Origin of the sequence: Acidovorax sp. Root217, from assembly GCF_001428645.1 — a bacterium.
Taxonomy (GTDB): Bacteria; Pseudomonadota; Gammaproteobacteria; order Burkholderiales; family Burkholderiaceae_C; genus Acidovorax.
Window position 1 is genome coordinate 133,966 of record NZ_LMIH01000014.1, and the last position, 9,112, is coordinate 143,077.

Consider the following 9,112-nt stretch of genomic DNA (forward strand, 5'->3'; position numbering starts at 1 on the left):
TCCCTGTACGGCCACGGTGGAGGCGCTTAGCGCCAACTGGTTGGCCTGGCGTGCGTTGTCTGCGTTCTGGCGCACGGTGGAACCGAGCTCTTCCATCGAGGCGGCTGTCTCTTCCAGTGCCGAGGCCTGCTGCTCGGTGCGTGCCGACAGGTCGTTGTTGCCCGAGGCAATCTGGGCGCTGGCCGAGGCTACGCTTTCGGCGTTGCCTCGCACCGTGGCAACAGTGTTCACCAGGCTTTGCTGCATGCGCTGCAGGGCACTGAGCAGGTGGCCGGTTTCATCGCGGGACTGCACGACGATGGTGCCACTCAGGTCGCCGGCGGCAACGCGGTCGGCGGCCTGCACGGCCTGGGCCAGGGGGCGGGTGATGGAGCGGATGATGGTGATGGCCAGGAAGATCGCCAGCGCGATGGCCAGTGCGCTGGCGATCATCACGTCGCGTTGCAGAGCTGCGGCGGCGGCTTCGGCCTCCTTGCCGGATTCGTCGGTGAGCCGCGCCTGGAACTCCACCTGGTCGCGCAACGTCTTCTGGTAGTCGAGCTGGATGGGGCGCAGCTTTTCTTCGAGCAGGCTGGTCGCCTCGTCTTTCTGGCCCTTTTGCACCAGGGCCAGGAACTCATCGCCGCGCGTGTAGAACTCGGCACGCGCCTTGAGCATGCTCGCCAGCAGTTCTTCCCCTTTGGGTGAGGAAATCAGCGTGTCCAGCAGCTTGTATTGATCGGCCGTGGTGGCCCGCGCAGACGTGATCTGTTCGAGGGCCGACCTGGTGATGGGTTCTGAACTGAAGATCACCAGATTGCGGTACTGGATTGCCTGGGTGTTCACGCTGTTCGCCAGCACGCCCAGAGCCTTGGTGATCGGCACGCGGGTGCTGATGACGTCGCTCAGTTCGGAGCGTTGGTCGGCGGACCGGACCAGGCTGGTGGCACCCAGTGCAATGAGCATCAGCACCATCGCTGCAAATGCCACCGCGAGCCGGGTGGCAATCGTCATCTTGTCCATGGCAGTTCTCCCTCAGGTTGATTGCAAGGCAGCGCAGCCCCATGCCGCTTCGGTCCGGCGGGCCAGGGCCTGTTCAAGAACGCGCTCAAATACAGCATATTCAATGATCCCGAATTCACTAAGCATGAAATTGCAGGGGCCACCTGACCTGGGGCGATCACTGGAATGATATGTAAGCAAATTGTATTTTTGTAACAAAAGATTAATATCTCCGAAGTCTTTGCGCAGGATGTCCCATGCACCTCACTGCGTCCCCGGGGCTGTCCACGGCCCCTCTTGCCAGCGAACCGGCGGGCACCCGTGAGAAGGTGGTCGCGGGCGCCGTGGTCGTTCTTTCGCTGGCACTTGGCGCAATGGCCCTGCCGTACGCCAAGGTGCCGCTCGCAGCATTTGCGGCCTTCATTCCGATCTATGTCACCGCGCTGGTGATCTTTGATCTGGTCACGGCGGTGCTGCTGTTGGGCCATTACCGGGCCTTGAAGTCCGTGGGGCTGCTGGTACTGGGCGGGGTGTACCTGTTCAACGCCACGGCCATTGCGGCCTATGCGCTCATCTTCCCGGGCCTGTTCGCGCCCACGGGCTTGCTGGGGTCCGGGCCCCAGACCTCATCGGCCCTGTACATGCTGTGGCACGCGGGCTATCCGCTGGGGCTGGTGGCCTATGTGTTGGCAAGGCGGCGGGATGCACGAGGCCCTGCGCGCCCGAGCGGTGGCCGGGCATTGCGTGCGGTCGCCGCCACCGCTGCCCTGGTGCTGGCGCTGGTGGCTGCGTTCACTGCGTTTGCCACTGCAGGGCACGAGTGGCTGCCGGTGTTCATGGACGACAACCAGACCACGTCCGTCGGCAAGGCGTTTCTCATCGGCATCTGGCTGCTGAGCTTCGGGGCGCTGATGGTTCTGCTGTGGAGCCGGCCCCATTCGCTGCTGGACATCTGGCTGATGGTGGCGTTGTGTGTCTGGCTGCTGGACCTGGCCCTGGCGGCCGTGCTGAACGCCGGTCGCTACGACCTGGGCTGGTACCTGGGGCGCATCTATGGCCTGGTGTCTGCGGGTGTGCTGTTGATCGTGCTGCTCGGCGAGAACGCGCGGCACCACACCCGGCTGCGGGCACTGACCACCGCACTGCAAAGCGCCAACGAGACGCTGTGGCGCTCGTCCATGCAGGACGGCCTGACCGAGCTGGCCAACCGCCGGGCGTTCGACATGCACCTGGCGGAACACCTGGCCCTGGCCCAGCGCCACCGGCGGCCACTGGCGCTGGTGCTGCTGGATGTGGACCACTTCAAGTCCTACAACGATGCCTATGGGCACCAGTTGGGCGACGAATGCCTCAAGGCCATCGCCCGAGTGCTGCAGGCCCATGGCAAGCGCCCTTCGGACCTGGCCGCACGGTATGGCGGCGAAGAGTTCGCCCTGGTGCTGCCTGAAACCGATTCGGTCGGCGCCATGCACATTGCCGCTGCGGCGCAGGCGGCCGTGGCGGGCCTGTCGATTGCCCACCGCGAATGCTCGACGGGTGCGGTGGTGAGCATCAGCACCGGCATTGCGGCCATGCGCGGGGACGAGGCGCTGACCCCGCAGGACATGATCGCCATGGCGGACAAGGCGCTCTACCAGGCCAAGGACGCGGGCCGCAACCGCATCGTGTTGCTGGACGCAGCGGGTTTGTCCTGAGCCCTTCAGCGCGCGGGAATGCTATGGGCCGACCGGGCCTGCCGGCGCAACCGGCTGCCCAGACGCCGCCATGCCCTGCTCTCAGAGCACGAAGGTCGCGCCCGCCCGGGCCTGCGCCTGCAGCCACGGGAACAACTGGTCGGCACTGTCCACGATGGGGCTGAACACGGTGCACTCGTCGTGCGCCCAGAAGTAGATGCCGCCCGCGCCGGGGCCATCCATGCGCAGCACAAAGCAGTCCGAGGCGTTCTCGGCGCCCACGATGGGCAGCATGTGCTGCGGGTCGATGCCGCTGTCGGCGATGGCGCTGCGGATCTCCTCTGCCAGCTCGGGCGAGCTTTCGTCGTGCAGGCTGAGCCAGCCCAGCAGCTCTTCGTGCTTGTCCAGCGCGGCGGAGATGCTGAACAGCTCGTAGGTTTCGCTGCCCTCGCCATCGACCACGGTGAGCTGGTGCCGCTCTGCCTGGGTGATCCATTGCAGGTAGGCGTGCGGTGGCTGGGGAAAGCGCCGCAGCAGTTGTTCGAGATCGCCTTCGGAGGCGGGGCTGCCCGGGGCGGTTTCAAAGCGCAGCTGGCTGACGCGCTGGCTTTCGGCGCTGCACGCCTGCGTCTGTTGCTGGTCGACGAAGGCCCGGTAGCCGGGGGATTCGAGCACCTCGGGCATCTGCAGGCGCCACTTCAGGTGGGTCTCGTACGCCTCGGTGCTGCGCTTGAGCTGCAGCAGCGCTGTCACCTTCAACTGCTGCAGCTGGTTAGTGCCATGGTTTGTGGCATCGGCGATGGCCAGGGCCTGCATCGCCTGCTCCGGGTCGCCGACAATGCACAGCAGGTACTCCGCCACGGTCTGCGCAGCCGCAGCCAGTTGCGAAGCCGTGTGCCGGTAGCTGTCGCCAAAGCTGTACATGGCGTCTGGCGGGGCGGCGTTGGTGTCTGCTGCCTGGTGGATGATGAACATGGCGTGTTCGACGGCACCGGCCCAGTCGCCGTCCGCTTGCGGGCCGGGGTGGGCGCGCGCCCGGTTGGCATGGGCGCGCCGGGCCGCCGTGTGCCAGTACCACGCCTGTTCGCTGTGGCAGCAGCGGTGCAGGGCGGCCAGGGCGCTCTCGTGGTCACTGCACTCGGTGTGCAGCGCCGCCAGGTCCATCAGGCACTCGTCATCGGTCTTGGGGCGGTGGTCCAGCAGGTCCTTGGGGAAGAGGGTCAGGCTGTCGTGCACGACGATCTCCTGCCATCCGTCACTGGCAAGGGCCTGGCGCAGGTCCACCAGGCGCTGCAGCACGGCCTGGGGGCCGCCATCGGGATCGAGGCGCAGGTCCTCCACCATCTTGAACTCGCGGTCGGAGGCGCGCGCCTCCTGGCGCTTCCAGTAGGCATGGCCGTCATAGCCATGCGGTATCAGCGTGATCTTGATCAGCAGCGGAGCCTTGTTGCTGGCCGCGGCGGCCTGGAGCCAGTGGCTGGTGTAGGTGGTCATGCGGGGGCAATGCAGTCAATGCAGGCGGTGCGGTGGCGAAGCCGCCATTGAAGCACCGGCTGGCGGACGCGCGAGCGGCGCGGTGTGACGCATTTCACGCCGAGGGAACTTTTACTTGTGCTGCATCAACTGGCTGCCGCACCTGGTTGCCGGAACATGCGCTCGACCACCTCGAACACCACCTGGATCAGCACCGCCAGCCCGGCCGAGGGAATCGCACCCGCCAGCAAGGTGGTGCCGTCGTTGAGCGCCAGCCCCTGCGCAATGCGCTCGCCATAGCCGCCTGCACCGATGAACGCGGCGATGGTGGCGGTGCCCACGGTCATCACGGTGGCGGTCTTCACGCCTGCAATGATCACGGGCAAGGCCAGCGGCAGCAGCACCAGGCGCCAGCTTTGCGCGGGCGTCATGCCCAGGGCCACGGCGGCCTGCTGGGTGCCCTTGGGCACCTGCATCAACCCCACGGCGGTGTTGCGCACGATGGGCAGCAGGGCATACAGGCTGAGCGCGACGATGGCCGGCACGGTGCCGATGCGGCCCAGCAGCGGGATCAGCGCGGCCAACAGCGCCAGCGAGGGCACGGTCTGCAGCAGGCCGACAAAACCCAGGATGCCCTGGCCCAGCCACGCCCGCGCGGCGGCCAGCGTGCCCAGCGGTATGCCGATGAGCACGGCGATGCCGACGGACACGGCCACCAGCCACAGGTGGTCGCGCGTGAGGCGCCAGAAGTCGCCGCCGAAGATGGCGCTGGACAGGGATGGGCGAGCCTGCGCCGGTGCTGCGCTGGCCGCACTGGATGCACTTGCGGGCGCAGCCGCAGGCGTGGCCTTGCCGGCGAGGAAGTCGGCCGCAATGGCCGGGAACGCCTGCCCGTGCAGCTCGGCCTGCGCGTTCATGGCGATCATGCGCGTGACGTCGATGCGGCCTTCGAGCGCGGCGATCTGGCGCCAGGCCTGCGGCGCGCGCGTGGGCAGGTCCGCGCGGTAGAGCAGCACCGCGTCGTAGCGCGGGAAGTAGTTGGCGTCGTCCTGCAGCGTCACCAGCCCCAGGTCGGCGATGCGCGCGTCGGTGGTGTAGATGTCGGTCAGGTCGATGCGCTGCGAGGCCAGCGCCTGGTACGACAGGCCGTGGTCGATGGAGGTGGGGCGCTGCGGCAACTGGTAGCGCCTGGCCAGGCCGGGCCAGCCGTCTTCGCGGCCCAGGAACTCCTGCGAAATGGCGATGCGCAGGTCGGGTGCCCTCTGCAGGTCGCCCAGGGTCTGGAGGCCGTGCTTGCGCGCCACCTCGGCGCTGGCGGCCAGGGCATAGCCGTTGGCAAAGCCCAGCGGCACGCCCAGGGCCAGGCCCATCTCGCGCAGCTTCTGGTCGATGGCCTGCCTGGAAGACCCGGTGGGCAGCTTGAGGATCTCGCGCTCCACCGTGCCCAGGTACTCGGGGTAGACGTCGATGGAGCCGGTCTTGAGCGCCTCGACCACCAAGGCGGTGTTGCCCAGGCCCTGGCGGTGCTCTGCCGTGGCACCGCCTTGGCGCGCTGCCTGGGTGATGACCTCGCCGAGGATGTAGCTTTCGGTGAAGCGCTTGGAGCCGATGGCCAGTTGCTCTGCCGCGTGCAGTGCAGGGGACAGCAGGGCGCCGGCCATGAGGAAGGCGAGCGCGTGCGCTGCGAAGCGCAGTGGGCGTATGACATTCATCGGGCCATTCTGCGCTGGTTTGCGGATCACACCGTGGGTGGCATGCGCCCCCCGCTGTCAGCGCAGGCGCGGTGCGGCGATGCCGGCCGCTACGTCGCATGGGCCGCTCGTTGCAGGCGTGTCTTACGGGTTGACTGCCGCACCGCTGACACCCGGCAGCACGCAGGCGCGGACACCATGGGTATATGGCCTTCTTGCACGCAGATTCCTTGTCCCTTGCGCATGGCAGCGCGCGGCCTGGCGCGCCACTGTTGCGGCCCGATGGCATCCAGCGCCCGGCCTTGCTGGTGCTGCCAGGCTGGGACGACCATGGCAAGGCCCAGTTCGACCTGCTCGACCAGGACCTGTCTGCCCAGGGCTGGCACTGCCGACGCGGCAATCTGCCTGATGCCAGCTGGCCTGCGGCCGACCGCGCCCGTGTGAACCGCGAGGACAACCTGCGCCAGGTGCTGCGCGACTACCAATTGCTGCACGCCCAGGAGCGGCCTGACGCCGTGGGCGTGCTGGGGTTCAGCTACGGCGGGTACATGGCGGCCCTGTTGGCGGGGATGTACCCGTTCGACTGGCTGGTGCTGCGGTCACCCGCGATCTATCCCGATGCGGACTGGATGCTGCCCAAGGAGGATCTGGACAGGCGCAAGGTGAACGCCTACCGCCACACCGTGCACACGCCCGAGGGCAACCGCGCGCTGGCCGCCTGCGCCGCCTTCAAGGGCGATGTGCTGCTGGTGCAGTCCGAACATGACCAGGTGGTGCCGCGCCCCGTGATCGACAGCTATGCCTGGGCCTTCGGCAATGCGCGCAGCCTCGTGCGGCACATGCTGCTGGAGGCCGACCATGCGCTCTCGCAGGCCCGCTGGCGGGACACGTACCACGCCATCGTGATGGACTGGCTGCGCGAACGCAGGTATGGTGGCCGGTGAAGGGGGTCTGCCTCTGCGCGCCACCGAGCCGTCACTAGCGCATCTGGTGGATGGTCTCGACGCCTCTTCGTCTGCGGCCATACCGCCAGCTGAAGGCACGCATCATCAAGGGCAGGGTCGAGAAAATCACAGCGGTCAGAACGAAGTAGCTCAGGTCGTTGATCATGACGGAGAGGTTGCTCCGGGCGAGCGGCGGGTAGCCGAGCAAGAGGGTACAACCCATACCGCCCCCCAACAACATCCCCTGCCAGCGGGGCAGCCTGTTCTTTGAGCCGCCCAGGTGTTCCGCCAGGCCAAACAGCAGCACTCCCAGGGTCAGAAAGAGTGCTATGGCGCTGGCAACCGCATACAGCGACATCCGATAGCTGAGGTAGTCCCCCGCAAGCCCTTCCAAAAGCCGGTTCGGGAGTATCAGTTTGCATGTCCAGAGCCCTATTCGCGGCTCGATCTTGATGCCCATTGCGAACACCGACAACAAGGCCAGGTTGATCGCTATCAGCAGCGCGGGCGGCAAACCCTCGTCAGCGATATGCTGCGCAAAGCTCTTGTGAGCCAAAGTCGCTCCTCCCGCCTGGAGCACCGGGGTGGCCCTGAAGGGCCACCATCAGCTCCGGCACTGGTGTTGTTGTGTTGCGGGAGTTTAGGTGACGCTTCGCTGGCGCCTGACCATTGTCACAAGGTGGGCATGGCTATCCTGCGGCGGCGCAGCAACAGTAGCCATGGGTTCTGTCGCGCGGCGTCCGCGAGCCCCTGCACCCGCGCCGGGGCCGCCGGAGGCACCTGCGCCAGCAGCGCCAGGTCCTGCACCTGCACCTCCACCTGACGCCCCGGCACCTACTCCTGAGGAGTAGGCACCTACGCCGGCATCGGCACCTGCGCCTGCTCCGGGGCCCGCACCAGCCCCGGTGCCGGCCGATGCCGCGCCGGGAGCGACTGCATCGGCGGCGCTACCGGGGGCTCCAGCATTGGTGCTGCGGGCGATCTCACCCGATGGCTTCGATGCCCTCGGGTTCGCCATCGGCGTCGGAACCATCCGTCTTTTGCTCGAAGCGGTTGATGTAGCACTTCTCCTGCATGACCCTCTGCGTCACCAGCAGGTTGATTCCCGTCTCGTCGATATGGATGCCGGAGCCCCAGCGGAAGTGCGGCTGGTTCACGCCCGGGGTGCTCGATCCATGCGTGATGAAGTGCCTGGCAGAGGCCGGATCTCCGAGGCCCTCGGACCAAGTGACCTGGTAGAGGTAGGCGTAGTCGGTGAAGAGGACCACCGCCTTCTCCCGCACAGCGAAGTTGACCAGGTACAGCTGACCGTCCCCACCGTAGAGCAGGTTGATGGTCTGCGGGCCCGCGTCATTGTGCTCGGGTACCTTGCAGGTGAACGCGTAGCCGCCCGAGACCGGCACCGAAAGATCGCTGCCCGCAGTGCGGTAGAAGTACAGGTCGCTGCCCTGGAGGCCGACGATCACGTAGTTGCCGTTGGCCTCGTCGAATGCGACGCCGATGGACTCGATCTTGCGGTCGTCGCAGTCGGGGATCAGGCTGTTGTTGACCAGCGCGATCGAGGGGTTGTCGCTGGTCAGGGCTTGCACGTCGTACACCTGTATGCGGGTGTTGTTGTAGTCCTCGGTCTGCACCGGCACAAACAGGTACTTGCCCGCCAGTTGAACGCCCCCCGGATGGTTGAATGCCTGGCCATTGCCTCCCAGTGCAGCAGATGACGGGCTGACGTCAAGATGGGTGGTGAAGATGCATTGCTGGGGTGGCGAGACGCGGAACACATAGAGTTTTCCGCTGTCATGGCCGGAACGGTTCTGGGTGATCAGGTACAGATCCTCGTACTGGGCAATGCCCTGAAGGTGGCTCTCACTCAATGCGTCGTAGTGCGAGGGGCCCTGCAGGCATTCGCGGTCGCCGTTTTTGTGCAGGTTGTTGAAGGATGCCAGTGGGTTGGCCAGTGCGGACGAGACGGTAGTGGAGTTCACGGTGAGACCTTCGATTCGGTGGTTGATTGAAGGGAAAGGCGGCAGCCCGGCTGATGGCCTGCCAGGCGACCCACATGGCGGATCCGGTCGCGACCGGCACGGTTGAGCGACTGCAGTTCCGCACGGGCTGTGCATGGCTTCATGGCTACCACCATGGGCAGCGCCACACCCAGCACCCACCAAATGCTAGGGATTTGTGCTGTGTTTGTATGTCCTCTAAATAGATGACAAATGCGGGTTGAATGCGGTTTTTGTGCCTGCACCTGCGGCCCCTGCCTCATACGAATTTGCCTTCAACCGTCTAGCTTCGTTGGTCCGCCTTGCCGTGCTACAGCACTGTCTGCGGCTTCCCGCCTAGTTATACGATT

7 protein-coding genes are annotated in these 9,112 nt (G+C 66.2%); 2 read left to right on the forward strand and 5 right to left on the reverse strand.

What is annotated here, in order from left to right:
• On the reverse strand, positions 1-1,002 hold a 1,002-nt coding region (locus tag ASE31_RS32255), incomplete at its 3' end, for an MCP four helix bundle domain-containing protein (protein ID WP_200961121.1).
• A gap of 236 nt (positions 1,003-1,238) precedes the next feature.
• On the opposite strand from ASE31_RS32255, the gene ASE31_RS16265 reads away from it, so the two are divergent.
• Positions 1,239-2,675: a GGDEF domain-containing protein gene (locus ASE31_RS16265; protein WP_057202854.1), complete on the forward strand. Its 1,437-nt coding sequence runs from the start codon at positions 1,239-1,241 to the stop codon at positions 2,673-2,675.
• Positions 2,676-2,756: 81 nt separating this feature from the next.
• Here ASE31_RS16265 and ASE31_RS16270 read toward each other — a convergent pair whose 3' ends face one another.
• Together ASE31_RS16270 and ASE31_RS16275 are read right to left on the reverse strand one after the other, a co-directional pair.
• Positions 2,757-4,148, reverse strand: a complete 1,392-nt coding sequence (locus tag ASE31_RS16270; RefSeq protein ID WP_057202855.1) for a hypothetical protein — start codon at positions 4,146-4,148, stop codon at positions 2,757-2,759.
• Positions 4,149-4,273: 125 nt separating this feature from the next.
• Positions 4,274-5,839 carry a glycine betaine ABC transporter substrate-binding protein gene (locus ASE31_RS16275; RefSeq protein WP_057202856.1) on the reverse strand — a complete coding sequence of 522 codons (1,566 nt, stop codon included), beginning with the start codon at positions 5,837-5,839 and terminating at the stop codon, positions 4,274-4,276.
• A gap of 209 nt (positions 5,840-6,048) precedes the next feature.
• Between ASE31_RS16275 and ASE31_RS16280 the strand changes: the two genes are divergently transcribed.
• Complete coding sequence (locus tag ASE31_RS16280) at positions 6,049-6,762, forward strand: alpha/beta hydrolase (protein ID WP_162261404.1); 714 nt, start codon at positions 6,049-6,051, stop codon at positions 6,760-6,762.
• Positions 6,763-6,796: 34 nt separating this feature from the next.
• Here ASE31_RS16280 and ASE31_RS16285 read toward each other — a convergent pair whose 3' ends face one another.
• Together ASE31_RS16285 and ASE31_RS16290 are read right to left on the reverse strand one after the other, a co-directional pair.
• A complete protein-coding gene (locus tag ASE31_RS16285; RefSeq protein WP_157412526.1) occupies positions 6,797-7,318 on the reverse strand; it encodes a hypothetical protein in 522 nt (173 codons plus the stop codon).
• 427 nt (positions 7,319-7,745) lie between these two features.
• On the reverse strand, positions 7,746-8,744 hold the full coding sequence (locus ASE31_RS16290) for a hypothetical protein (protein WP_057202859.1): 999 nt from the start codon (positions 8,742-8,744) through the stop codon (positions 7,746-7,748).
• Between the last annotated feature and the right edge of the window lie 368 nt (positions 8,745-9,112).